20 protein-coding genes and 1 riboswitch are annotated in these 22,998 nt (G+C 66.8%); of the genes, 9 read left to right on the forward strand and 11 right to left on the reverse strand.

Translation table 11 applies throughout. The annotated features are described in order from the left end of the window. Positions 1 to 35: 35 nt before the first annotated feature. The 4 genes from C4B30_RS03550 (at position 36) to C4B30_RS03570 (ending at position 3,380) form a co-directional block, all read left to right on the forward strand. A complete protein-coding gene (locus C4B30_RS03550) occupies positions 36 to 680 on the forward strand; it encodes a DUF1326 domain-containing protein (protein WP_105131742.1) in 645 nt (214 codons plus the stop codon). Continuing rightward, complete coding sequence (locus C4B30_RS03555; protein WP_105131743.1) at positions 677 to 1,468, forward strand: DUF2182 domain-containing protein; 792 nt, start codon at positions 677 to 679, stop codon at positions 1,466 to 1,468. Before C4B30_RS03550 ends, C4B30_RS03555 begins: the two co-directional genes overlap by 4 nt. Positions 1,469 to 1,521: 53 nt before the next feature. Then, the gene (locus C4B30_RS03560) at positions 1,522 to 1,869 is read left to right on the forward strand and encodes a copper-binding protein (RefSeq protein ID WP_105131792.1); all 348 of its coding nucleotides are present in this window, start codon (positions 1,522 to 1,524) and stop codon (positions 1,867 to 1,869) included. A gap of 263 nt (positions 1,870 to 2,132) precedes the next feature. Further along, entirely contained in the window at positions 2,133 to 3,380 is a 1,248-nt protein-coding gene (locus C4B30_RS03570) for a collagen-like triple helix repeat-containing protein (protein ID WP_199779036.1), read from the forward strand. A gap of 106 nt (positions 3,381 to 3,486) precedes the next feature. Here the strand turns inward: C4B30_RS03570 and C4B30_RS03575 are convergent, their stop codons facing one another. Next, entirely contained in the window at positions 3,487 to 3,948 is a 462-nt protein-coding gene (locus tag C4B30_RS03575) for an Lrp/AsnC family transcriptional regulator (protein ID WP_105131746.1), read from the reverse strand. A gap of 115 nt (positions 3,949 to 4,063) precedes the next feature. On the opposite strand from C4B30_RS03575, the gene C4B30_RS03580 reads away from it, so the two are divergent. Further along, the gene (locus C4B30_RS03580; protein ID WP_105131747.1) at positions 4,064 to 4,696 is read left to right on the forward strand and encodes a LysE family translocator; all 633 of its coding nucleotides are present in this window, start codon (positions 4,064 to 4,066) and stop codon (positions 4,694 to 4,696) included. Here C4B30_RS03580 and C4B30_RS03585 read toward each other — a convergent pair. The 8 genes from C4B30_RS03585 to C4B30_RS03620 all read right to left on the reverse strand — a co-directional run bounded on the left by C4B30_RS03585 (position 4,693) and on the right by C4B30_RS03620 (position 11,743). Next, positions 4,693 to 4,929 carry a DUF6331 family protein gene (locus tag C4B30_RS03585; RefSeq protein ID WP_234015378.1) on the reverse strand — a complete coding sequence of 79 codons (237 nt, stop codon included), beginning with the start codon at positions 4,927 to 4,929 and terminating at the stop codon, positions 4,693 to 4,695. The genes C4B30_RS03580 and C4B30_RS03585 overlap by 4 nt on opposite strands. Before the next feature lie 7 nt (positions 4,930 to 4,936). Further along, positions 4,937 to 5,938: an alpha/beta hydrolase gene (locus C4B30_RS03590; protein WP_105131748.1), complete on the reverse strand. Its 1,002-nt coding sequence runs from the start codon at positions 5,936 to 5,938 to the stop codon at positions 4,937 to 4,939. 22 nt (positions 5,939 to 5,960) lie between these two features. Then, positions 5,961 to 6,533, reverse strand: coding sequence for a TetR/AcrR family transcriptional regulator (locus C4B30_RS03595; RefSeq protein WP_105131749.1), 573 nt, complete (start codon positions 6,531 to 6,533; stop codon positions 5,961 to 5,963). A 107-nt stretch (positions 6,534 to 6,640) separates the two neighbouring features. Further along, the gene (locus tag C4B30_RS03600) at positions 6,641 to 8,569 is read right to left on the reverse strand and encodes a TonB-dependent receptor domain-containing protein (RefSeq protein ID WP_105131750.1); all 1,929 of its coding nucleotides are present in this window, start codon (positions 8,567 to 8,569) and stop codon (positions 6,641 to 6,643) included. Positions 8,570 to 8,784: 215 nt separating this feature from the next. After that, positions 8,785 to 8,977, reverse strand: a riboswitch (cobalamin riboswitch). Positions 8,978 to 9,178: 201 nt separating this feature from the next. Then, entirely contained in the window at positions 9,179 to 9,427 is a 249-nt protein-coding gene (locus C4B30_RS03605; protein ID WP_089501806.1) for a hypothetical protein, read from the reverse strand. A 118-nt stretch (positions 9,428 to 9,545) separates the two neighbouring features. Beyond that, a complete protein-coding gene (locus C4B30_RS03610) occupies positions 9,546 to 10,520 on the reverse strand; it encodes a threo-3-hydroxy-L-aspartate ammonia-lyase (RefSeq protein ID WP_105131751.1) in 975 nt (324 codons plus the stop codon). 66 nt (positions 10,521 to 10,586) lie between these two features. Then, positions 10,587 to 11,225, reverse strand: a complete 639-nt coding sequence (locus tag C4B30_RS03615; RefSeq protein ID WP_089501804.1) for a helix-turn-helix transcriptional regulator — start codon at positions 11,223 to 11,225, stop codon at positions 10,587 to 10,589. Beyond that, positions 11,222 to 11,743, reverse strand: coding sequence for a YbaK/prolyl-tRNA synthetase associated domain-containing protein (locus C4B30_RS03620; protein ID WP_105131752.1), 522 nt, complete (start codon positions 11,741 to 11,743; stop codon positions 11,222 to 11,224). The genes C4B30_RS03615 and C4B30_RS03620 overlap by 4 nt, the downstream gene beginning before the upstream one ends. Before the next feature lie 403 nt (positions 11,744 to 12,146). Here C4B30_RS03620 and C4B30_RS03625 point away from each other — a divergent pair, with 403 nt between their 5' ends. The 3 genes from C4B30_RS03625 to C4B30_RS03635 all read left to right on the forward strand — a co-directional run bounded on the left by C4B30_RS03625 (position 12,147) and on the right by C4B30_RS03635 (position 16,437). Further along, on the forward strand, positions 12,147 to 13,730 hold the full coding sequence (locus C4B30_RS03625) for an isocitrate lyase (RefSeq protein WP_089501803.1): 1,584 nt from the start codon (positions 12,147 to 12,149) through the stop codon (positions 13,728 to 13,730). An 81-nt stretch (positions 13,731 to 13,811) separates the two neighbouring features. Then, positions 13,812 to 14,117: a hypothetical protein gene (locus C4B30_RS35145; protein ID WP_158683373.1), complete on the forward strand. Its 306-nt coding sequence runs from the start codon at positions 13,812 to 13,814 to the stop codon at positions 14,115 to 14,117. 454 nt (positions 14,118 to 14,571) lie between these two features. Next, positions 14,572 to 16,437, forward strand: coding sequence for a phosphoenolpyruvate carboxykinase (GTP) (locus C4B30_RS03635; RefSeq protein ID WP_105131753.1), 1,866 nt, complete (start codon positions 14,572 to 14,574; stop codon positions 16,435 to 16,437). Positions 16,438 to 16,734: 297 nt separating this feature from the next. Here C4B30_RS03635 and C4B30_RS03640 read toward each other — a convergent pair whose 3' ends face one another. Continuing rightward, on the reverse strand, positions 16,735 to 18,399 hold the full coding sequence (locus C4B30_RS03640; protein WP_105131754.1) for an acid phosphatase: 1,665 nt from the start codon (positions 18,397 to 18,399) through the stop codon (positions 16,735 to 16,737). A 461-nt stretch (positions 18,400 to 18,860) separates the two neighbouring features. On the opposite strand from C4B30_RS03640, the gene ftsH reads away from it, so the two are divergent. After that, a complete protein-coding gene (gene ftsH, locus C4B30_RS03650; protein WP_105131793.1) occupies positions 18,861 to 20,837 on the forward strand; it encodes an ATP-dependent zinc metalloprotease FtsH in 1,977 nt (658 codons plus the stop codon). 165 nt (positions 20,838 to 21,002) lie between these two features. On the opposite strand, the gene otsA is transcribed toward ftsH, so the two are convergent. Beyond that, positions 21,003 to 22,409, reverse strand: a complete 1,407-nt coding sequence (otsA, locus tag C4B30_RS03655) for an alpha,alpha-trehalose-phosphate synthase (UDP-forming) (protein WP_027780730.1) — start codon at positions 22,407 to 22,409, stop codon at positions 21,003 to 21,005. Positions 22,410 to 22,998: the final 589 nt, after the last annotated feature.

Raw genomic sequence — 22,998 nt, forward strand, 5'->3', positions numbered from 1 at the left:
CGAAGCGTTCGTCCGTTTCAGCGCGAGGTGGAGCCATGACGCCGTGGGAAATTCAGGGTACCGAAATGATCAGTTGCAATTGCTCATACGGTTGCCCTTGCCAGTTCAATGCGTTGCCGACCAACGGCAACTGCGAAGCGATGGGGGCGATTTCGATCGACAGCGGCCACTACGGCGACGTGGTGCTCGACGGCGTCAGGATCGCGGTGGTGTTCCAGTGGCCGGGCGCCGTTCACGAAGGCATGGGCAAGTGCCAGCCGATCGTCGACGAGCGCGCCAGTCCGCCGCAACGCGACGCCGTGCTGAAGATCATGACCGGTCAGGATACCGATCCATTCGCGACGATGTTCTCGGTGTATGCGTCGACGCTCGAGCACGCGTTCGATCCGATTTTCACGAAGATCGATTTCGACGTCGATGTCGATGCGCGGCGCGGCCGGATTCACGTGGACGGGGTGTTCGACGTCATCGGCGAGCCGATCCACAATCCGGTGACGGGTGCCGAGCATCGCGCGCGGATCGACCTGCCGCACGGTTTCGAATACGAGCTGGCCGAGATCGGTTCAGGCACGGGGCGTTCGCAGGGCAACATTGCGCTGAATCTCGACGGAACGTATGCGCAATTCGCGCGGCTGCATCTGAACAACCACGGGCTGATCCGGCATCGCGCCGCGGCATGACGCCGTTCGACACCTGGCTCGCGCGCGAGCGCGCCGTCATGCTGACCGGCATGGCCGCGCTCGTCGGCCTGTGCTGGTTCTACCTGTGGACCGGCGCGGGAACCGGCATGTCGGCGTGGGAGATGACGGCCGTCGCGTTGTTTCCGCATCGGCTGGCGGACGGCATGGGCAGCATGGATCCGTCTCTGCCGACCGTGATCGCGATGTGGTGGGTGATGATGATCGCGATGATGACGCCCGGCGCGGCGCCGCTCGTGATGCTGTACCGGCGCGTGCTGCGGCAGCACGGCCTCGGGGCGGCGGGATCGGCGTTCACGTCGGCGGCGCTGCTGGCCGGCTATCTGACGACATGGCTCGCGTTCTCGATCGGCGCGGCGTTGCTTCAGGCGCTGCTGCAGCCGGCCGGGATGATCTCCGCGATGATGTTGTGGTCGAAGAGCGCACTCCTTTCCGCCATCGTGCTGGCGATGGCCGGGCTCTATCAATTCTCGCCGCTGAAACGCGCGTGTCTGTGGCAATGCCGCGCGCCGGCGGCGTTTCTCGTCGCGCACTGGCGTCCTGGCGTTGCCGGCAGCTTCCTGCTGGGCGTGCGGCACGGCATGGTTTGCGTGGGCTGCTGCTGGTTGTTGATGGCGCTGCTGTTCGTCGGCGGCGTGATGAATGTCGTGTGGATCGTCGCGTTGTCGCTGTTCGTGTTCGTGGAAAAGGTCCTGCCCGGCGGCGATCGTGTCGGCCGCGTGCTGGGTGTCGTGCTGATTGCCTGGGCCGGCGTGACGTTGATCGTGTGATGTGTGGCATCGACTGGCAGCAGAAATGCGCCGGGCCCGGGGGGAGACGCTCGATGAAAACCTGCTTTCACGCTGTCGCCATGTCGTGCGCGATGGCGGTCGTTGCCACGCCGGTGATTGCGGGTGGCGACATGCCGGGCATGAAGTCGGGCGATACGAACGTGCCGGCGCCGGATGCGAAGCTGACCGATGCCGAGGTCAAGGAAATCGATGCCGGGCGCGGACTCGTGACGCTGAAGCACGGCGCCCTCGACAACATCGGGATGCCGCCGATGACGATGGCGTTCAAGGCCGGCGACGCGGCGATGATCTCGTCGCTGCATGTGGGCGACAAGGTTCGGGTTCGGGTGGAAAACGTCAACGGCACCCTGACGATCATGAAGCTGGTGAAGCGGCCGTGACGAGGATGTGGCGCGGGCGCGGGTAGACGCCGTCGGCTTTCCGGGTTCGTGCTACGTAACGCAGGGCCGGTGTTACGTCAGTGCTATCGACATGTCGGGACGGGCCGAACCGTGAGGCACCATCCGCATGCGATGCGCTGTGCCGAGCAGTGCGGTCTGGATGGTCATTGCAAGGCGTTTGTGAAACTGTTAAGGAAACCAAAGGAGATGGCATGGTAGATGCTTGATGAAATGTTCGCGCTGATCAGCGGACTGGGGCTTCCATGCAAAATCATTTCATCAAGACGAACGTTACGCTCGCCGCTATTGCCGTGGCGTGTACGCTCGCGGCGTGCGGCGGAAGTGACATTACGGCGCCGACGCTTGCTGGTAACAACATTGGGACGAGCACGAGCGGGACGAGTGGGACTAGCGGTAGTAGCAGCGGCACGAGCAGCAGCGGCACGAGCAGCAGTGGCACAAGCAGCAGCGGCACGAGCAGCAGCGGCACGAGCAGCAGCGGCACGAGCAGCAGTGGCACAAGCAGCAGTGGCACGAGCAGCAGCGGCACGAGCAGCAGCGGCACAAGCAGCAGCGGCACAAGCAGCAGCGGCACAAGCAGCAGCGGCACGAGCAGTGGCAACACCAGCGGCTGGGGCACGAGCGGCGCGCCGGGTACGAACGGCATCGTCACCTCCATCGGCGGGATCGTGATGGACGCGGGCGCCACGCTCGGCAGCGCGAGCGTGCCCGGCATCAGCAAGGGCGTCACCGTCGGGCCGGCCGATACGGTGATCGGCGTCGGCACGATCATCCGCGATACGTCGGACGCCGTGAGCGGCGGTCTCGGCCAGATCGGTATCGTTCCGAACCCGGTCGGCACGACGGTCGGCGGCCTCGGTACGGTCGTAGCCACGACCGGTAACCCGGTCGGCGGCATCAGCGAAACCGTCAAGGCGCTCGGGTCTGGCCCGCTGTCGCCGCTGGCGCCGATCACGACGCCGGTCGGCGGGCTGCTCGACACGGTGGCGAGCGGTCTGCGCACGGGCGGCGCGACGCTCGACGCATCGCTGTCGTCGGCCCCGGTCCAGCAGGCGACGCAGGCGATCAGCACCGCGATCACGCCGCTCGTGACGACGGCGGGCCACCTCACGCAGCAGGTCGGCACCGCAACCGGCCTCGGGCAGCCGGTCGCGGGCCTGCTCGGACAGGTCGGCGGGGCGATCACGTCGGCCGGATGGAAGGTGACCGCCGCGTCGCCGCAGCCGATCGTCGGTGGCGTCGGCGATCTCGTCCGTGCGGTCGGCAACACGGTAACCAATGTGGGCGGCCTCGTGAACCCAACCGGTGCGAACGGCGCCGTGCCGATCTCCGGGTTGGTGACGAGCGTGGTCGGCGGCATCCCGGCCACTGTGCACGACGGCGCCGCGACCGGTACGGGAGGCAGCTCGCCGCTGGGCGGCCTCGCCAATCCGCTCGCGCCGGTGACGTCGCTGGTGGGCGGCCTGCTCGGCGGCGCGGTCGGCAAATAGCCGGCGCGTACCGATCGTCACGCGGGAACCGGGCCGCATGACCGGCGATGGCCGGTCGTCGCCGGTCCCGGCCGAGACCGGCCGACGATCGTGAAACCGCGGCTCGCTACCTGCGCGTGTCGCCGGACTTCGACGCCGGCCGCGCCAACCCACGCGCCGGCAGCGGCGTCGACATCACGATCGATGTGCGCGTTTCGCCGTACAGGTTGATGCGTTCGATCAGGTGTTCGAGATGGACCATGCTGACGGCGACGAACCGCATCACATACGAATCCGCGCCCGTCACGTGATGGCATTCGACGACTTCGGGAATCGTCTCCAGCAGCTTGAGGAACTTCGCTTTCGCCGGTTGGGGCACCGTGATGCCGATCAGCGCGCTCACCGGATAGCCGGCCGCGGAAGGATTGATCCGGGCGGTGTAGCCTTCGACCACACCGGCTGCTTCGAGACGCTTCACGCGCTCCGTCACCGCCGGCACCGAAAGGTGAACCTGGCGCGCGAGCTCCGTATAGCTGATGCGCCCGTTGTCCTGCAGCAGCGCCAGTACCTTCCAGTCCAGATCGTCCATCGCAGTGGAATTTTTAAGGTAGAGCCGCCATTTTTCCTTAAAAACCGCATTCAGCGGGGGCCGGACTTTCCCTACGATGCCTATTCGATCCACTGGAGGTTGCAAGGGGCAGGCGATGCTGTTCATCAAATCCGTCGTGATGGGGCTGTCGATCGCGGTGCCGGTCGGCCCGATCGGCATGCTGTGCATTCAGCGCAGCCTGAGCCGCGGCTTCCGGGCGGGATTCGCGACGGGCATCGGCGCGGCGTGCGCCGATGCGATTTACGGCCTGCTCGGGGCGCTGGGCGTCGCGGGCATCGTCACCGCGTTCCCGATGCTGACCGTCGGCCTGAAGATCGGCGGCGGCGCGTTTCTCGTGTGGCTCGCGTGGGCCATCGCGCGCAAGGCGCCGGCCGCACCGGCGGGGCAGCGCGAATTGCCGCGTTCGACCGTCCTGCGCGATTTCCTGACGACGTTCGGTCTCACGCTGTCGAACCCGATGACGATCGTGTCGTTCGTCGGAATCTTCGCGGCGCTCGGCCCGCTGCCGGGTGCGCGGGAAGGCGCGATGTGGGCGACCGTCGCGTGGATGGTCGCCGGCGTGTTCGTCGGTTCGGCCACGTGGTGGCTGTGCCTGAGCAGCGCGACCGCCGCGCTGCGCGCGAAGCTGTCGTTCGCGTTCATGCACGGGCTGTCGCGCGTGTCGGCGGCCGTCGTCGCGGTATTCGGCGCGATCCAGCTGGTCGCGGGCGTGCGCGGGTTGATCTAGGCGCGCGGGGCCGTGTCGAGCGCAGCGGTGATTTCGTCCGGCCAGAAGCCGAACGCGTCGATGCCGCAGCATCCGGCGAGACAGTGGATCTCCAGCGCGTCGATCAACGGCATGACGGCCGCCAGATGCGGATCGACGTCGACCGCATGCCCGTGGCCGCCCGCGAGATCGCCGCATTCGATCCAGCGATCCGGGCCGATGCCGATGTCGTCCTTGCGGGCTTTCCCGTTCATCGCCGGCTCAATTCGATCCATGCGAACGCAAATGCGCATGCACGAAGCGCGCGATTTCCTGGCTCAGCTCGATATCCTCCGGCGCGCCCATGAACCCGCCATGCGGCATCCCCTCGAACACGTGCAGCTCGGTCGGCACCTGTGCGCGCCGCAATGCGCGATGCAGGCGAACGGCGTTCGACAGAAACAGATCGCGGGTGCCGCTCTGGATGAAGGTCGGCGGGAAGCCGGCGGCGAAATCGCCGAACAGCGGCGACAGGTACGGATGCGCGAGATCGGCACCGTTCGCGTAGAGCAGGTTGTTCGCCATCAATGGCCCCGGCAACACGACATCGACCAGCCGGTTGGTCTCGAAACTGTCGCCGGATTCGGTCAGGTCGGCTTCCGGCGACAACAGCACGAGCGCGGCCGGCAGCGGCAGGCCCTCGTCGCGGGCGCGCAGCACCATCGCGGCTGCGAGATTGCCGCCGGCCGAACGGCCGCCGATGACGACGTTTTCCGGTGCGTGACGCTCCAGCACGTAGGCATAGGCCGCGATGCAGTCGTCGAGCGCGGCCGGATACGGGTGTTGCGGCGGCATCCGGTAGTCGACGCCGTAGCAGCGAATGCCGAGCCGGTCGGCCTGCATCTGCGCGCTGGCGCGGCACGCGGCGCCGCCGCCGGCGACCAGCGCGCCGCCGTGCAGGTCGATGGTCGCGTAGGCGCCGGAAGCCGCCGCTTCGGGTGTCGCGACATGCACGTCCGCATCGCCGACGCGAATCGTCTCGACGCTCGAACGCAAATAGCCGGCGAGTTGCTCGACCGCAGCCGCGTAATGGGCGTCGGCGCTGGCCTTCACGCGCATCCACGCATCGATATCGTCGGGCGCCGGCATCACGTGCAACGCATTCAGCGGCACGCCGTCATCGCCGGTCAGGCGTCGCAGCGCCGCTCGCGCTTCGTCGCTGATCGAGGTCGGGAAGGGAACGACACGGCTCGGCAGCACGACGCCGTCTGGTTTGTCTTTCATGGCTTGGGTTCCGTTCGGTGTGTCATGCAGCCGAAGGCCAGTGGCGCAACATCACGTCGAGCGCATCGAGGCTGCGCGACCACGACGCGTCGGCGTCCGGCGCGCTGTGCGAGAAGCCGCCGGCGCTTTCGAGCGTCACGTAGCCCATGAAGAAGCCGCCGAGCAGGCGGATCGCATGCGCCAGTTCGGTATCCGGCAGGCCGTAGCCGCGCAGCACCGCCGACGTCATCCTGACGAGCTGCCCGCCCGCGCTCGCGGCCGCGCGCTCGGGGCTCACCGGATGGCGCGCGGCCGCGAAGCGGCCCGGATGCGCACGCGCGTAGTCGCGATAGACGTTCGCGAGCGCGGCCAGCGCGTCCTTGCCGGTGCGGCCGGCCAGCGCGTCGGTGGCGCGATCGGCCAGCTCCTGCAGCGCGAACAGCGCGATCCGGCTCTTGAGATCGTCGAAGCTCGGGATATGGGAATACAGGCTCGCCAGCTTGACGTCGAAATGTCGCGCGAGCGCCGCGCCGGTGAGCTGCTCGAAGCCGATTTCATCGGCGAGCTGCGCGCCGGCTTCGACGAGCTTGTCCACGGTAATGCCGGCACGCGCCATGACGAATTCTATGCGGGTTAGTCAAGAAACTAATTCTATTAGTTTTTGCCGCGATGTCAATTTCCCGCGCGTGCCGGTGTGGCGCATTGCGCCGATGCGCCGGGCCGTCAGAACGTATAGCTGACCTTGCCGAACGCGGTGCGCCCGAGCGTGTTGTAGCCGTACGCGGTCATGTACTGCCGGTCGAACAGGTTCGACAGCGACGCCGACACCGTCAGGTGCGAATTGATCCGGTACGACGCGCGCAGGCTCACCGTCAGGTACGACGCCAGATACTGCCGGTTGGCCGGATCGTCGAACGTCGAGCCGCCGTACAGCAGCGACGCGCCCGTGCTCAGCGCGTGCAGCTTCAGTTCGTCCCACGTGTGGTCGACGTTCAGGCTGACCGTCTGGCGCGGCCGGCGGTTGAGCCAGGTCTGGTTGGTCTCGTCCTGCGGATTCAGGATGCCGACGGCAACGCTCACCGGTGTCGAGCGGCCGATCGTCCCCTTGTACGACAGGTCGATGCCGCGAATGTGCGAACGGCCGATGTTCATCGGCGAGAATGTCGCGGGGTTGTACGCGATCAGGTTGTTGACGCGCGTGTCGTAGATCGCCGCGGTGAACGTGCCGTACGCCGTGTTCGCGTCGAGCGCGGCCTCGATCGACGTGCTGCGTTCCGGGCTGAGGGCCGGGTTGCCGTAGCCGGGGTAGTACAGGTCGTTGAACGTCGGCAGATGGAACGCATTGCCATACGACACGCGGGCCGTGTAGACCGGCGTGATCGCCCACGACAGCGCGGCGTTGCCGGTGTTCACCGCTTGCCCGGCGACGACCTCGTGACGGCCGGCGACGAACATCGTCACGCTGCCGAGCGTCGCCGACTGATGCAGCGAGAACGCGGAATCGTTGCGCGTCGGCACGCCGCCGGGAACGTCGACCGGCAGGAACGCCTGTTCGCGCGTGAAGTCGTAGGCGAGCTTCGATTCGCCCGACAGCGGCAGGCCGAACAGGTGAAAGCCGTGCTCCTGATGGGTCAGCGACGTCGATGTGCTGATCCGCTGCGAATTGATCTGATCCGTCGCGAGGGCCGGGTTGTCCGCGTGGATGAACTGGCGGTCGTTCGCATAGCCGAACGACTGATCGAACTGCGTATCGGGCGTGATGTCGAGATGGAACGCAACGCCGGTCGTCAGTTGGTGATCGAGCTCGCGATTGGCGTAGCCGCTGTTGTCGTAGGACAGATCGGAGCGATGGTACAGCGCGAACGTCGAGATCGACCAGTTGTGGCGCGCATAGCCGAGCCGCGCATCGAGATCCTGCGCGTGATACGGATTGCGGCCGTCTTCGTGGCCGTAGAAGAACGGCCGCGTCGCATCGATGCCGGCCGTGTTGTAGTCGTGCAGCCCGAGCGAATAGGTGAGCCCGCCGAGCGCGGCCAGCGGCCCCGTCGACGGCACCGTGCCCGACGTGCGGAACTGCGTGTCGAACGTCTTGTTCGAGCCGCCGCCGAACGACACGGTGGTCCGGTTCGGCTGGTTGGCGGCGCGGCGCGTGAACAACTGCACGACGCCGCCCATCGCGTTGTTGCCGAACGACGCGGCGGCCGGGCCGGAGATCACATCGACGCGCTCGAACGCTTCGGTCGGCAGGTCGGCCCACGGCGCGATGCCGGTGGTCGGCGAGCCGATCCGGATGCCGTCGATGAACACGGCGACCTGGCTCGCCGACGAGCCGCGGATGCTGACCGACGCGGACGAGCCGGGCCCGCCGTTCTGCGCGACGGTCACGCCCGGCAGCGTCGCGAGCGCCTGCGTGATGCTCGGGTCGGTCGGCGACAGCCGGTCGAGATCCTCACGTGTGAGCACCTGCGTCGACGCGTAGCGCCGGTCGAACGATTCGGGCAAATGCCGCGTGTCGGTCACGCTGATCGTCGGGAGGTCCGCGCCTGGCGCGGGCACGGTGGGCTGCGCAAGCGCCGTGTCGCCAGCCGCATGGGCGAGCGGGGACAACAGCGCGGTGGCGGCGGACGTGGCAAGCAGGTGGCGAATGTGCATGAGGCGGCGGGACAAAGCGTGTGGCGGGTACGGCGATCGTGAGCGCAGGGCGAGCAGGGGGCGCATGCCAACGGCGTGTCGGTGCGACGCTTCCGGCCGGGAAGCGGGTTCGGGAACGATGGACATCTGACGGATCCTGAGGTCGGGTCGTCCATGCAACGGGCGACCGCCAACGGCGGTGCTTGCACATCGGGACACCCCGCCCGGTGCGGCTGCTGGACCTCGGGTCGATGGCAGGTCTCCTGGCTCGCGGGTCGCCATCCGTGCAGGCCTTCCCGGTTTCCCAGTGGCACGCGGTGGCACGGATTCGCCGCTCACAGTTGCGGGGGCAGCCGCAGATTCGAGGCATTGCCTCGCCTGCGTTCCCTTTTGATCCCGTCTCCGGGAACCATCAGCGCGCAAGGGTAATGGCGTGCGCTCGGGCGCGTCAATCGTCCGGCTGCGCGCGGATGCGAAAAAACGTCATTGTCCGGCGTCGGCTTTCCAAATCCTTTCGTTCGATGCGCGCCGACAGTGTTTCAGGTCTGAAGAAACGGCCGGGTTCGAATGCATGCCGCCGCGCCGGAACCGGTTACCGTCGTTCCGGATGCCGACGGCCGGCGCGTGTCGTTACATGTGCGTGCCGCCGTGCGTGCGGCCGCCCGGGTCGTCTCCTCGATCGGGCGGCGTATTGTTCTGATCGATCTTCGCGAGCACGAAGCCGGCGGGCGGCAACATGGCGGGCGAACGGTGCATCGCTTGCCCGACTGCAGGGTGAGGCGAGGCGGCGGGAAAACCGGATGACGTCACGCCCGGTTGAGCGAACGCCGACAGGGAAGCGGCCGCCAAGGCGGCGGCGACGATCGCGTGCGTATTCATGGCGACTCCTATACGACTGACTTCGGGGACGACGCAATCAGTCTAGGGCGCGAAACTTAACGCGACGTGAAGGGTGGGCGGCGCGCGCATGACAGGATCTTCATGCGCGCCGTGACGGTCAGGCCGGTGCCGACACCAGTGCGCAGAAGTTCTCGAGATCGACGTTGCCGCCGCTGATCACCACGCCGACGCGCTTGCCCTGAAGCGCATCCTTCATCCGCCGCGCGGCGGCGAACGACAGGCAGCCGGTCGGCTCGACGACGATCTTCATGCGCGTGGCGAAGAAGCGCATGCAGTCGACGAGTTCCGCGTCCGTCGCGGTCAGGATGTCGTCGACGTCGCGGCGCAGGATCGGGAACGTCAGGTTGCCGAGATGCTGCGTCTGCGCGCCGTCGGCGATCGTACGCGGCGTGTCGATGTGCACGATCGTGCCGGACCGGAACGATTGCTGGGCGTCGTTGCCGGCTTCGGGCTCGACGCCGTACAGCTTCGCATGCGGCGACAGCGCACGCGTGGCGAGCGCGGTGCCCGACAGCAGCCCGCCGCCGCCGAGCGGCGTGAACACCGCGTCGAGCGGGCCGACTTCGTCGAACAGTTCCTTGGCCGCGGTGCCCTGGCCGGCGATCACGTCCGGGTGATCGTAGGGCGGAACCAGCGTGAGCCCGTGCTTTTCCGCGAGCTCGCGCCCGATCTGCTCGCGATCCTCGGTGTAGCGGTCGTAGGTCACGACGTTGCCGCCGTAGCCGCGCGTCGCGGCCATTTTCGCGGCCGGCGCGTCCTGCGGCATCACGATCGTCGCGGGAATGCCGAGGATGCGCGCCGACAGCGCGATCGCCTGCGCATGGTTGCCCGACGAGAACGCGACGACGCCGTGGCGCCGCTGTTCCGCGTTGAAGCGCGACAGCGCATTGAACGCGCCGCGGAACTTGAAGGCGCCCATGCGCTGCAGGTTCTCGCACTTGAAGAACACTTGCGCGCCGAGCGCGTCGTCGATCGTCCGCGACGTCATCACCGGCGTGCGGTGCGCGTGGCCTTCGAGCCGGGCCGCGGCGGCGGCGACGTCGTCGTATGTGGGGAGAGTCGGAGAATTCATGGTCGCTCGAGGGTCGAAAAGATCAGTCAACGGGAAACTCAAAACGGGAACGCCGGGCGCGGCGCGTCACTTCGCATCGTTGTAGACGGTGGCGCGCGAGACGCCGAGATGCTGCGACACGATCTCCATCGCACGGCGCACCTCGAGGAAGCCGTCGGCCTTCAGCGTCTGCATCAGCTCGCGGCGCTGGTCGGTCTTCAGCTCGCGCGGCGTCGTCGCGAGGCGCGTCGCGAATGCGTCGATGCGCTGCCGGATCGCGTCGGCGCTGGCCGGGTCGAGCGTTTCGACGACGGCTTCGCCGTCCGTGCGGCAGAACTGGTTGAGCATGCCCTGGAAGCCGCGGAACAGCGTGACGTCGGCATTCAGGCACAGCGCGGCCACGTAGCGCCCGGTCGAATCCTTGATGCCGATCGACGTGCTTTTCGCGGTGCGGCCGTCGGCGAAGCGGTTCGGGTAATTCGCGAGCACCTGCGGGAACTCGTCGTCGGCGATGCGGGCGAGGCCGAGTTCGGTCGCGGGATCGCCGACCGCGCGTCCGGACAGGTTGTTGTGGATCGCGAGGATCGCGTGCTCCGGCGTGCGCAGGTCGTGCACGACGACCTCGGTGAACGGCGCGAACATCTCGCCGAGCCCTTCGGCGATGCGCTGCACCTGCTCGATCAGCGATGCCTGCTCCGACGGCAGCGGTTTGCGGTTCGTGCTCATGCGTGGTCCTGGGGGGCGGGCGTGTGCGTCGTTTCCGGTCGCGTGATGTCGGCCAGCAGCGGGCGCGCGATCCGGACGTAGTCGGCCGTGTCGAGCACGACCGAGCGGTCGAGGCGCCCCGCGTTGAACGCGATCTCGGCGTTGCGCTCGACCAGCGCCGGATCGACGACGAGCGTCACGTTCGAATCGAACACGAATGGCGGCACGGCGCCCATTACGCAGCGCGTGACGGCGGCCGCGACGTCGGGCGATGCGAGCGTCGCCTTGCGCCGGCCCACCGCATCGGCGACCTTGCGGAAGTCGATCTTCAGATGGCCGGGAATCACCGCGAGCGCGGCGGCGTCGCCGCCGTCCTTGAACGTGCAGAGCATCGCCTTCGCGCCCTGTTCGGGGCGTGTGCCGCGCAGCGCGGCGATCGCGTCGGACTTGCCTTCCGCCGGATGCTCGAGCACGCGGAAACGCGCGCCGGCTGAATTCAGCAGTTCGCAAAGGGTGTCGAAGACGGGAGAGTCGTTCATGTCGCTCCGGAAAGCTGGCCGATGCGCTGACGCGCGCGGATCAAATAATCGTCCAAGTATAGACGTTTTGTCATGACTGTGATGAAGCGCGACGGCCCGCGTTGCCCCGGCCGGATCAAAGCCTGCGCGTCCTTCAGTAGCCGAAAGGGCATTTCATATTGCGGAATTAGTGCCAACTTCCTGCCGCCGCGTTTTACCGCCGCTTGAAACCGTGTTTTGCATCGCAAAAACGACCGGCTATCTCATTGAAAAACAACAGAAATTTATATCTTATGTCTTATATAAGACTTGATCGAATTCGCGCCGGACAGGATTACCATTGAGTCCATGCAGTTCGCTTCGTCACACGCGGCGGGCACGCTGAATCCTTTACTCAAATGCGCTTCGTTCCCAGGAGATAGACATGTCCCAATATCAAGACGACATCAAGGCAGTGGCTGGATTGAAGGAAAACCACGGCAGCGCGTGGAATGCCATCAGCCCCGAATATGCCGCCCGCATGCGTGCCCAGAACAAGTTCAAGACCGGCCTGGACATCGCGAAGTACACCGCGAAGATCATGCGCGCCGACATGGCCGCCTACGATGCCGATCCGTCCAAGTACACGCAGTCGCTGGGCTGCTGGCACGGCTTCATCGGCCAGCAGAAGATGATCTCCATCAAGAAGCACTTCAACAGCACCGAACGCCGCTACCTGTACCTGTCGGGCTGGATGGTCGCCGCGCTGCGCTCGGAGTTCGGCCCGCTGCCGGACCAATCGATGCACGAAAAGACCTCGGTCAGCGCGCTGATCCGCGAGCTGTACACGTTCCTGCGCCAGGCCGACGCCCGTGAGCTGGGCGGCCTGTTCCGCGAGCTGGATGCCGCGAAGGACGCGACCGCCAAGGCCGCGATCCAGCAAAAGATCGACAACCACGTCACGCACGTCGTGCCGATCATCGCCGACATCGACGCCGGCTTCGGCAACGCGGAAGCGACCTACCTGCTGGCCAAGCAGTTCATCGAAGCGGGCGCGTGCTGCATCCAGATCGAAAACCAGGTGTCGGACGAGAAGCAGTGCGGCCACCAGGACGGCAAGGTCACGGTGCCGCACGAGGACTTCCTCGCGAAGATCCGCGCGATCCGCTATGCGTTCCTGGAACTGGGCGTGGACGACGGCATCATCGTCGCGCGTACCGATTCGCTGGGCGCCGGCCTGACCAAGCAGATCGCCGTGACCAGCACGCCGGGCGACCTGGGCGACCAGTACAACGCGTTCCTCGATTGCGAGGAACTGTCGGCCGACCAGCTGGGCAACGGTGACGTCGTCATCAAGCGCGACGGCAAGCTGCTGCGTCCGAAGCGCCTGCCGAGCAACCTGTTCCAGTTCCGCGCCGGCACGGGCGAAGCGCGTTGCGTGCTCGACTGCATCACGTCGCTGCAGAACGGCGCCGACCTGCTGTGGATCGAAACCGAAAAACCGCATATCGCGCAGATCGGCGGCATGGTCAACGAGATCCGCAAGGTGATCCCGAACGCGAAGCTGGTGTACAACAACAGCCCGTCGTTCAACTGGACGCTGAACTTCCGTCAACAGGCCTACGACGCGATGAAGGCTGCAGGCAAGGACGTGTCGGCTTACGACCGTGCGCAACTGATGAGCGTCGAATACGACGAAACCGAACTGGCCAAGCTGGCCGACGAGAAGATCCGTACGTTCCAGGCCGATGCATCGCGTGAAGCAGGCATCTTCCACCACCTGATCACGCTGCCGACGTACCACACGGCTGCGCTGTCGACCGACAACCTGGCCAAGGAATACTTCGGCGACCAGGGCATGCTCGGCTACGTGGCGGGCGTGCAGCGCAAGGAAATCCGTCAGGGCATCGCCTGCGTGAAGCACCAGAACATGTCCGGTTCGGACATCGGTGACGATCACAAGGAATACTTCAGCGGCGAAGCGGCGCTGAAGGCAGCGGGCAAGGACAACACGATGAACCAGTTCTGATCGTCGTCCGACTCGAAGCACGACGCCAGCCCCTTGGGGCTGGCGTTTTTTTGTCGGCCTTGGCTGGGGCGTTACCGGCGCATGGCCTTCACGACGTACTGGCTCGTCGGCATCCCATCGATCTCGTCGAAATCGATGAAGCGCCCGCAACTGTCCATCCATCATCCCGACACACATCGGGCCGGGATTTTGCGTGTCGCCAACCGCGTGGAAGAAATGCAGGCGGGTCGCTCATTGCGGCGACCGGAAGTACTCCTCGACGATTCGCGTCGTAGCCGGACGCGTATTACCCCGGATTGCCGCGCGCACCGTTATGAGCAGTGGCTGCATCGGGCATTCGATCGGGATGTTTGTGTACGCAACCTAATTCAGGGTTTGCCTGAGTAGCGAAAACGCGAATGGGCGCCGCGCGTGCTCGTATCGTCGGCACGGACGCGTCGCAGGTTGAAATTGCCGCTCGCGCGAAACCCTTGCCGGGCGGCTGTTGCGGCCGTTTTGTCCCCCCAGCCGCCTGCGACGACGCCGTAAAAAACACCCGCCTGCAACGCGCGTGCCGGTGCGCCGTCACAGTTGTTTCTTGTTGCAACGCAACGCCGGCCCAATAACGGCGATGGTATGCTGGCCGGCATGGAGTTGTATGGCAGGTTGCTTGCATGGCGAAACTCGCGTTCGCACCCTCTAACGAGACTTCACCTTCTCTCGCACGCATCGCGGCATCGACGCGCGCTCCGCTCGCGCGTCCCGTCCTGCGTGCCGCATCGTCCTGCGCTCCGCACGCATTCCCCATCTCGCGGGCTCGCCCCGCATCCCCATCCCCGTCCAATAATCTGGAGACATCCCCATGTCGCAAAATACTTTGGCCGAAGCGACACACGGCTCGCTGATCGCTCCGCCGGCTTTCGTCAAACATCGCAAGCTGATCGACTGGGTATCGCGCATCGCGGCGCTCACGGAGCCCGAGCGCGTCGTGTGGTGTGACGGTTCGCAGGAAGAATACGATGCGCTGTGCCAGGCGATGGTCGACCAGGGCACGCTCACGCGCCTGAACCCGGCGAAGCGCCCGAATTCGTATCTCGCGCAATCCGATCCGTCGGACGTCGCGCGCGTCGAGGATCGCACGTTCATCTGCGCGGCGTCGCGCGACGACGTCGGCCCGACCAACAACTGGATCGATCCGGCCGAAATGCGCGAGACGCTCAACGGACTGTTCCGCGGTTCGATGCGCGGCCGCACGCTGTACGTCGTGCCGTTCTCGATGGGACCGCTCGGCTCGCCGATCGCGCACGTCGGCGTCGAGTTGTCCGACAGCCCGTACGTCGCCGTGAACATGCGGATCATGACGCGCATGGGGCGCGACGTGTACGACGTGCTCGGCGAGGACGGCGATTTCGTGCCGTGCGTGCACAGCGTCGGCCATCCGCTCGAGGCCGGCCAGCAGGACGTGCCGTGGCCGTGCAATCCGGTCAAGTACATCGTGCACTTCCCGGAAACGCGCGAAATCTGGAGCTTCGGCTCGGGCTACGGTGGCAACGCGCTACTCGGCAAGAAATGCTTCGCACTGCGCATCGCGTCGACGATGGGCCGCGATCAGGGCTGGCTCGCGGAACACATGCTGATTCTCGGCGTGACGTCGCCGGCCGGCAAGAAGTATCACGTCGCGGCCGCGTTCCCGTCCGCGTGCGGCAAGACCAACTTCGCGATGCTGATCCCGCCGCAGGGCTTCGACGGCTGGAAAGTCACGACGATCGGCGACGACATCGCGTGGTTGAAGCCCGGCCGCGACGGCCGCCTGTATGCGATCAATCCGGAAGCCGGTTTCTTCGGCGTGGCGCCGGGCACGGGCGTGAAGACCAACCCGAACGCGATCGCCACGCTGAAGGAAAACGTGATCTTCACGAACGTCGCGCTGACGGAAGACGGCGACGTGTGGTGGGAAGGGCTGACCGACACGCCGCCCGCGAAGCTGACCGACTGGCAGGGCAATCCGTGGACGCCGGAGATCGGAAAGGAAACCGGACGCAAGGCCGCGCATCCGAACTCGCGCTTCACCGCGCCGGCCGCGCAGTGCCCGTCGATCGACGACGACTGGGAAAACCCGGCCGGCGTGCCGATCGACGCGTTCATCTTCGGCGGCCGCCGCTCGACGACGGTGCCGCTCGTGACCGAGGCGCGCGACTGGGTCGAAGGCGTGTACATGGCCGCGACGATGGGCTCCGAGACGACCGCGGCAGCTGTCGGCAAGCAGGGCGTCGTGCGCCGCGATCCGTTCGCGATGCTGCCGTTCTGCGGCTACAACGTCAGCGATTATTTCGCGCACTGGCTCAAGCTCGGCAAGCAGCTCGAAGCCGCCGGCGCGAAGCCGCCGAAGATCTATTGCGTGAACTGGTTCCGCAAGGATGAGAACGGCAAGTTCGTGTGGCCGGGCTTCGGCGAGAACATGCGTGTGCTGAAGTGGATGCTCGATCGTCTCGAAGGCACCGGCGGTGGCGGCGAGCATGCGTTCGGCGTGTCGCCTGCGTATGAAGACCTGCACTGGGACGGCCTGGATTTCACACGCGATCAGTTCGATGCGGTGACGTCGATGAACGCGGACGAATGGCGTGAGGAGCTGAAGCTGCATGCGGCGCTGTTCGATACGTTGAAGCTGCGCTTGCCGGCTGAAATGACCGACACGATGAACAGGATCGAGCAGCGTATCGGCGGCTGACGCGCGGAATCGACGTCACGAGTCGAACGAGGTATGAAGGTCCCGTCGCCGGCAAGCCTCTGCGGCGGCGGGACGTTGTCGTTTCGACATCGATGTCGCAAGGATCGGCGTCGCGGCGGCCGGCGAAACGTCCGAGGAAGTCGAATGCGGTACGCAGATGCGGGCCGTCCGTCGCGCACGTCGTGCGCGGCACATTGCGCGGCGCCGCCTAGCCTCGCCGGGCCGGAAACGAACGACGCCCCGGGCCATCCATCGGGTGGCCCGGGGCATCGTCGTTTACGGTGATCAACCCGGCGATCAGCCGAGATCGAGCGCGTTCGTCAAATCGCCCGGCGGTGTCGCGCCGCGTGCGGCGAACGCGTTGTTGCGCAGGACCACGCCGTCGAGCGGCGCGAGGCCGTGCACGCGGCTGATGAAGCGCAGGATCGAGTTCGTGTCGTACAGCGTGTGATCGACGAAACCCTTTTTCGCGAACGGCGAGATCACGAGCGCCGGGATCCGCGAGCCCGGGCCCCAGCGATCGCCGACCGGCGGGGCGACGTGATCCCACCAGCCGCCGTTCTCGTCGTGCGTCATCACGATCACGGTGTTTTCCCATTGCGGCCCGCGCCGGATATGGTCGATCACGGTCGCGATGTGACGGTCGCCCGATTCGATGTCCGCATAGCCCGCATGCATGTTCAGGTTGCCCTGCGGCTTGTAGAACGTGACGGCCGGCAGGCGGCCCGCGTCGATGTCGGCGATGAAGTGGTTGGTCGACGGCTCGTCGCCGAGCCCCGCATCGCGCAGGTGCCGCCGGCGGCCCTCGGTGCCGGGCGCGTAGTTCACGAAGTAGTTGAACGGCTGGTGATGGTACTGAAAATCGGGCACGGTGCCCGTGTCGCGATGCTCGAGCGCGTACTGCCACGCGCCGCTGTACCACGCCCAGTCGATGTTCTTTTCCGACAGGCGGTCGCCGATCGTCGCGTAGCCCTGCGGCGGCATCACGCGATGGTCGGCCGGATCCGCATACGCGGCGTTGCCCGGATCGGGCGGCGGCACGTAGCTCGGCTGGTACGGCGGCGCCATCGTGTTCACGCCGTAGCCGTCCGGCGTCAGCGGGCCGTCGACAGCGAACTTCGGCGGGCCGTCGAGCGCGGACGCGGGCGAATCGTCGGCGAGCTTCAGGCGCGTGCCGGCCGGATCGTCGCCTTCGACCTTCGACAGCAGTTTCGCCGCATGCGGATGCTTGTGCGCGTCCGGATACAGCGGCGGTTGCGCGGAGATCAGGAACATGTGGTTCATCCACGAACCGCCGAAGGCCGCCATGAAGAAGTTGTCGCACAGCGTGTATTGCCGTGCGAGATTCCACAGCCGCAGCGTGTCGGCCGAATTGCGGTAATGGCCCATCACGAGGCCGCCCGAATCGGCCCACGCGGCGAACTGGTTGTTGCGGCCGCCCGCGATCTGCATCTGGTTCTGGTAGAAGCGATGCCACAGATCGCGCGTGATCACGCCGTTCGGCAGGGGCTTGCCTTGCGCGTCGGAAATCCGGAACGGCGCGTTCGGCAGCTTGTCGATGTCGCGCTCGGCGATCGCGTAGCGCTTGCCGTTCACTTCCTGCGCCTGCGGCACGAGTCCGCCCCAGATCTTCGGCAGTACCGGCAGCGGCGTCTTGCCATCGCGATCGAACTGCTGCGCGTGTTCGGGCCGCACTTCGCTGAGCGGATGACGCACGCCCGGGAAATCGCCGTACAGGTTCGCGAAGCTGCGGTTCTCCGCATAGATCACGACGATGTGGCGCACGCGCTGGCGCAACGCTTCGTCGATGCGCAGGTCGGCGGCCGAACGTGGCGCGTTGCCCGCGGTGGTCTCGCAGCCGGCGAGCGCGACACCGGCGCCAAGGGCGGCGATGCCGCCGAGTACACGGCGGCGGTCGGGATCGACGGGCAGGTCGTCGGGGCGATCGGGGGTGTCGTTCACGTCGTGGCTCCTCGGATGGGCGGGTGGGTGTTGTCGTTCGATGCGTGCCGGCGCCGCGGGCTGCCGCGACGCAGGGCGGAATGCTACGGCCGGCATCGCGCGCGGCGGCGCGACGCGACTGTCACGAAAATGTCATGAATGCGACTATAACGCGCCAAGGGGGCAGATGAAAGCTGCTTGTCGGACGATTCGATGCTCGCGCGGCGAGCGGTGCGCGACGCCCGCGCGCGAACTAGACTGGAACCAGGGGCGGCGCGCGGCGGTGTGCCGCCCGGGCGAGGATCGCCATGCGACGCCGGCCCACGGTGTTGCCGAGGCGGCATCGATGCGACGAACGACGCGAGACAGCGAGGCGACGATGGCGTGGATGCATGCCGTTTCCGCATGGCGGCCGCGTACCGGTTCCGCGCGCGTGCCGGTGTGAGCGCACGCGGCGCAGCAGATACGGCCGGCCCGATGCCATGGACAGGAAATTCGACTACCCGGGATTGCTGATCGCGGCGGGCTTCTTCGTGCTGTTCGCCGCGCAGTTGCTGATGCTGCACCCGACGTCGACACCGATCGCGTACAGCGATTTCCACCGGCTCGTCGCCGCGCGGCTCGTCGACGATCTCGAGGTCGGCCCTGCGTCGATCTCGGGCGCGCTGAAGATGCCGCAGGCCGGCACGATGCTGCCGGCGTCCGACGCGGCGGTCGTGCAGCAGGCCGGCGCGCCGTGGCGCTTCACGACCAGCCGCGTGAGCGACGAACACCTGATCGACACGCTGACCGCCGCCGGCATCCGCTATCACGGCACGCCCGACACGGGGTGGATCGCGTCGCTCGCGTCGTGGCTGCTGCCGCTCATGCTGCTCGTGTTCGTGTGGAACATGATGCTGCGCAAGCGCGGCGGGCTGCAGGACTTTACCGGGATGGGCAAGAGCCGCGCGCGCGTATACGTACAGCAGGAAACCGGCATCACGTTCGACGATATCGCGGGCATCGACGAAGCGAAGGCCGAATTGCAGCAGCTCGTCGCATTCCTGCGCAATCCCGATCGCTACCAGCGGCTCGGCGGCAAGATCCCGAAAGGCGTGCTCGTCGTCGGCGCGCCGGGTACGGGCAAGACGCTGCTCGCGCGCGCGGTGGCCGGCGAGGCGGCCGTGCCGTTCTTCTCGATCAGCGGCTCCGCGTTCGTCGAGATGTTCGTCGGCGTGGGCGCCGCGCGCGTGCGCGACCTGTTCGAGCAGGCGCAGCAGAAGGCACCGTGCATCGTGTTCGTCGACGAGCTCGATGCGCTCGGCAAGGTGCGCGGGGTCGGCCCGATGTCGGGCAACGACGAGCGCGAACAGACGCTCAACCAGTTGCTGGTCGAGATGGATGGCTTCCAGGCCGGCTCTGGCGTGATCATCATGGCCGCGACGAACCGGCCCGAGATCCTCGATCCCGCGCTGCTGCGGCCGGGCCGTTTCGACCGGCACATCGCGATCGACCGGCCCGACGTGAACGGTCGCCGCCAGATCCTCGGCGTGCACGTGAAGCACGTGAAGCTCGCGGCCGACGTCGATCTCGGCGAGCTTGCGTCGCGCACGCCGGGCTTCGTCGGCGCCGATCTCGCGAACGTCGTCAACGAGGCCGCGCTGCATGCGGCCGAACTCGGCAAGCCGGCGATCGGCATGGCCGATTTCGACGAGGCGATCGACCGCGCGCTGACGGGCCTCGAGCGCAAGAGCCGCGTGATGAACGAGCAGGAGAAGCTGACGATTGCATATCACGAAGCCGGCCATGCGCTCGTCGCGGAAAGCCGCGCGCATTGCGACCCGGTGAAGAAGGTGTCGATCATTCCGCGCGGCGTCGCGGCACTCGGCTACACGCAGCAGGTGCCGACCGAGGATCGCTACGTCCTGCGCCGCAGCGAGCTGCTCGACCGGATCGATGCGCTGCTCGGCGGGCGCGTGGCGGAAGAACTCGTGTTCGGCGACGTCTCGACCGGTGCGCAGAACGACCTGGAACGCGCGACCGCGATGGCGCGCCACATGGTCATGCAATACGGGATGAGCGAGAAGATCGGGCTCGCGACGTTCGACGACGGCGACGTGCGCCAGGGCATGCCCGGCGCGTGGCATGCGGACGGCGGTCGCTGTAGCGAGCACACCGCGCGAATGATCGACGAAGAGGTGCGGACGCTGTTGACCGATGCGCATGCGCGCGTGGCGGCGACGCTCGGCGAGCGCCGCGACGCACTCGAACGCATCGCGCGACGGCTGTTGCAATGCGAGGTGCTCGAACGCGACGCGCTGCAGGCGCTGATCGACGGGCGGATCGAACCGTCGTCGGCGACGTCGGTGTCACCCGGCGACGAAACGAACGCGCGCGGCGGCGCGATCGAAACGGAGCAGGCCTCCACCGTCGAGCGCGATTTCATCGCGTATCGCCGGCCGCACGAACCCGATCGCTGATGCCGGTGCGCGGGCCGGCGACCGGTGCGCGTCGGTATTCCGATGCCGTGCGCTTTCTTTTCTATCTTTCCCGTCACGGAGTCGCCATGAGCGACGCGCACGTCTCGATCGAACGGCGTCGCGCTCGAATGCACGATGACGAGGGCGTGAGCGCGCGTCGGCGCGTCAGGATTCGGTCGCGGCCGCGACTTCGGCCGCTTCGGCGAGCGCTTCGAGAAAGCGCGTGCGCCACCAGTGCACGTCGCTCTTGCGCACGATCGCCATCAGCCCGGCGTGACGCTGGCGGCGCTCTTCGAGCGGCATCGTGAGGGCCCGCTGGATCGCCTGCGCGGTGCCTTGCGTGTCGTACGGATTGACGAGCAGCGCCGACTTCAATTGCTCGGCCGCACCCGCGAAACGCGACAGCACGAGCACGCCCGGGTCGGCCGCGTCCTGCGCGGCGAGGAACTCTTTCGCGACGAGGTTCATCCCATCGCGCAGCGGCGTGACGAGTGCGACCCGGCTCGCGCGGTAGAGGCCCGGCAGGCGCTTGCGCGCGACGGTGCGGTGAATGTAGCGCATCGGCATCCATTCGAGCTCGCCGTAGTCGCCGTTGATCGCGCCGCACAGGCTGTCCATCTCGCGCCGCAGGTCGTCGTAGGCGCCGAGATCCTCGCGGCTCGGTGCGGCGATCTGGATCAGCGTCGCACGGTCGCGGTTCTCCGGATACTGTTCGAGCAACTCGCGGAACGCATGCACGCGCTGTGGCAGCCCTTTCGTGTAATCGAGCCGGTCGACGCCGACCAGCAACTGGCGGCGCGAATATTCGTCGCGCATTCGTTCGAACATGGCGAGGCCGTCGCGATCGCGCGCGAGCGATTCGAATTCGTCGACGTTGATGCCGATCGGGAACGCGCCGGCCGACAGCGTACGGCCGAACGCGCGCAGTCGGCCGTCCGGCAGCCGCGCCGCGCCGGCTTCCGCTTCGACGTAATGCTCGAAGTGGAGCAGATCCGATTCGGTCTGGAAGCCGACGAGATCGTACGCGAACAGCGAGCGCATCAGCCATTCGTGCTCCGGGATCGCGGCCATGATCGGCGGCGGCGGCATCGGGATGTGCAGGAAGAAGCCGATCGGATTCGTGCAGCCCATCGCGCGCAGCTCGGCCGCGAGCGGAATCAGCTGATAGTCGTGGACCCAGATGGTGTCGTCGGGCCGCAGCAGCGTGCGCAGCTTGCGCGCGAACAGCTGGTTCACGCGTCGGTAGCCGTCGGCGAAGCGCCGGTCGAACTGCGCGAGATCGAGCCGGTAGTGAAACACCGGCCATAGCACGTTGTTCGAGTAGCCGAGGTAGTAAGCGTCGTAATCCTGCGGATCGAGATCGACCGTCGCGAGCTGGATGCCGCCGACGTTCTGGATCTGCACGTCGTCGCCATGCGCGGGCTGATCGTCGCCGCCCCGTAGCCTGCCGCTCCAGCCAAACCAGACGCCGCCGGTTTCCTGCAGGCTGTCCTTCACGGCTACGGCGAGGCCGCCGGCCGCGGCTTTACGGGGATCTGCGATGCGATTGGATACGACGACGAGTCGGCTCACCAGCTCTCCTGAAGATTGTTGGGGAAGGTTCGTGCGGCCAGGGCGCGAGAGGCAGACGCCGCCATCGGCGCGCGCTGCGCGATACGACGGGGCCGCATGGCGATCGGACGGGAGTCAGGGCACGCGATTCGCCGTCCGGTCGAAAAGTGCTTTTTTAGGATACTCGTCATTCGTGCGTTTTAAAAGTCCGTGTCGACGAATGGCGCGGGCGAGCGTGTCGCGCGGGATCGACGGCGGCGGCGCGGCAACAGGCGATGCGCGAGCGGGACCGAAACTTGCGCCGCACTTAGAAGCCGTGTGTCCAAGGCCGTGCGGCGAGTGGGGCGAATGGCGAGTGAGGGTGCCGAGGATGCGTATGCGTGCATGACGGCTCATGTGTATCGACTGGAATGATCTTCGATGCGGATGTGGCGATTACATGCCGTGCGCGGGCCTCGCGGGCCTATATGCACGCATGCCGCGAACGTGCGACGCGCAGCGGCACCGCGCGCCGCCGTGTGCGTGCGCTTCCCGGCGCATCGGACGACGACGATGCGCCGGCGCATCGCGTGCCGCGCGCGGCCGCGCATCGTGCGGTGCGCGCCAGCGC

Origin of the sequence: Burkholderia sp. BE12 (assembly GCF_002959955.1) — a bacterium.
Lineage (GTDB): Bacteria > Pseudomonadota > Gammaproteobacteria > Burkholderiales > Burkholderiaceae > Burkholderia.

Coding starts and splice junctions, on each gene's coding strand:
- C4B30_RS03550 (WP_105131742.1), top strand. CDS start 36: ATGACGCCGTGGGAAATTCAGGGTACCGAAATGATCAGTTGCAATTGC.
- C4B30_RS03555 (WP_105131743.1), top strand. CDS start 677: ATGACGCCGTTCGACACCTGGCTCGCGCGCGAGCGCGCCGTCATGCTG.
- C4B30_RS03560 (WP_105131792.1), top strand. CDS start 1,522: ATGAAAACCTGCTTTCACGCTGTCGCCATGTCGTGCGCGATGGCGGTC.
- C4B30_RS03570 (WP_199779036.1), top strand. CDS start 2,133: ATGCAAAATCATTTCATCAAGACGAACGTTACGCTCGCCGCTATTGCC.
- C4B30_RS03575 (WP_105131746.1), bottom strand. CDS start 3,948: ATGGACGATCTGGACTGGAAGGTACTGGCGCTGCTGCAGGACAACGGG.
- C4B30_RS03580 (WP_105131747.1), top strand. CDS start 4,064: ATGCTGTTCATCAAATCCGTCGTGATGGGGCTGTCGATCGCGGTGCCG.
- C4B30_RS03585 (WP_234015378.1), bottom strand. CDS start 4,929: ATGAACGGGAAAGCCCGCAAGGACGACATCGGCATCGGCCCGGATCGC.
- C4B30_RS03590 (WP_105131748.1), bottom strand. CDS start 5,938: ATGAAAGACAAACCAGACGGCGTCGTGCTGCCGAGCCGTGTCGTTCCC.
- C4B30_RS03595 (WP_105131749.1), bottom strand. CDS start 6,533: ATGGCGCGTGCCGGCATTACCGTGGACAAGCTCGTCGAAGCCGGCGCG.
- C4B30_RS03600 (WP_105131750.1), bottom strand. CDS start 8,569: ATGCACATTCGCCACCTGCTTGCCACGTCCGCCGCCACCGCGCTGTTG.
- C4B30_RS03605 (WP_089501806.1), bottom strand. CDS start 9,427: ATGAATACGCACGCGATCGTCGCCGCCGCCTTGGCGGCCGCTTCCCTG.
- C4B30_RS03610 (WP_105131751.1), bottom strand. CDS start 10,520: ATGAATTCTCCGACTCTCCCCACATACGACGACGTCGCCGCCGCCGCG.
- C4B30_RS03615 (WP_089501804.1), bottom strand. CDS start 11,225: ATGAGCACGAACCGCAAACCGCTGCCGTCGGAGCAGGCATCGCTGATC.
- C4B30_RS03620 (WP_105131752.1), bottom strand. CDS start 11,743: ATGAACGACTCTCCCGTCTTCGACACCCTTTGCGAACTGCTGAATTCA.
- C4B30_RS03625 (WP_089501803.1), top strand. CDS start 12,147: ATGTCCCAATATCAAGACGACATCAAGGCAGTGGCTGGATTGAAGGAA.
- C4B30_RS35145 (WP_158683373.1), top strand. CDS start 13,812: ATGGCCTTCACGACGTACTGGCTCGTCGGCATCCCATCGATCTCGTCG.
- C4B30_RS03635 (WP_105131753.1), top strand. CDS start 14,572: ATGTCGCAAAATACTTTGGCCGAAGCGACACACGGCTCGCTGATCGCT.
- ftsH (WP_105131793.1), top strand. CDS start 18,861: ATGGACAGGAAATTCGACTACCCGGGATTGCTGATCGCGGCGGGCTTC.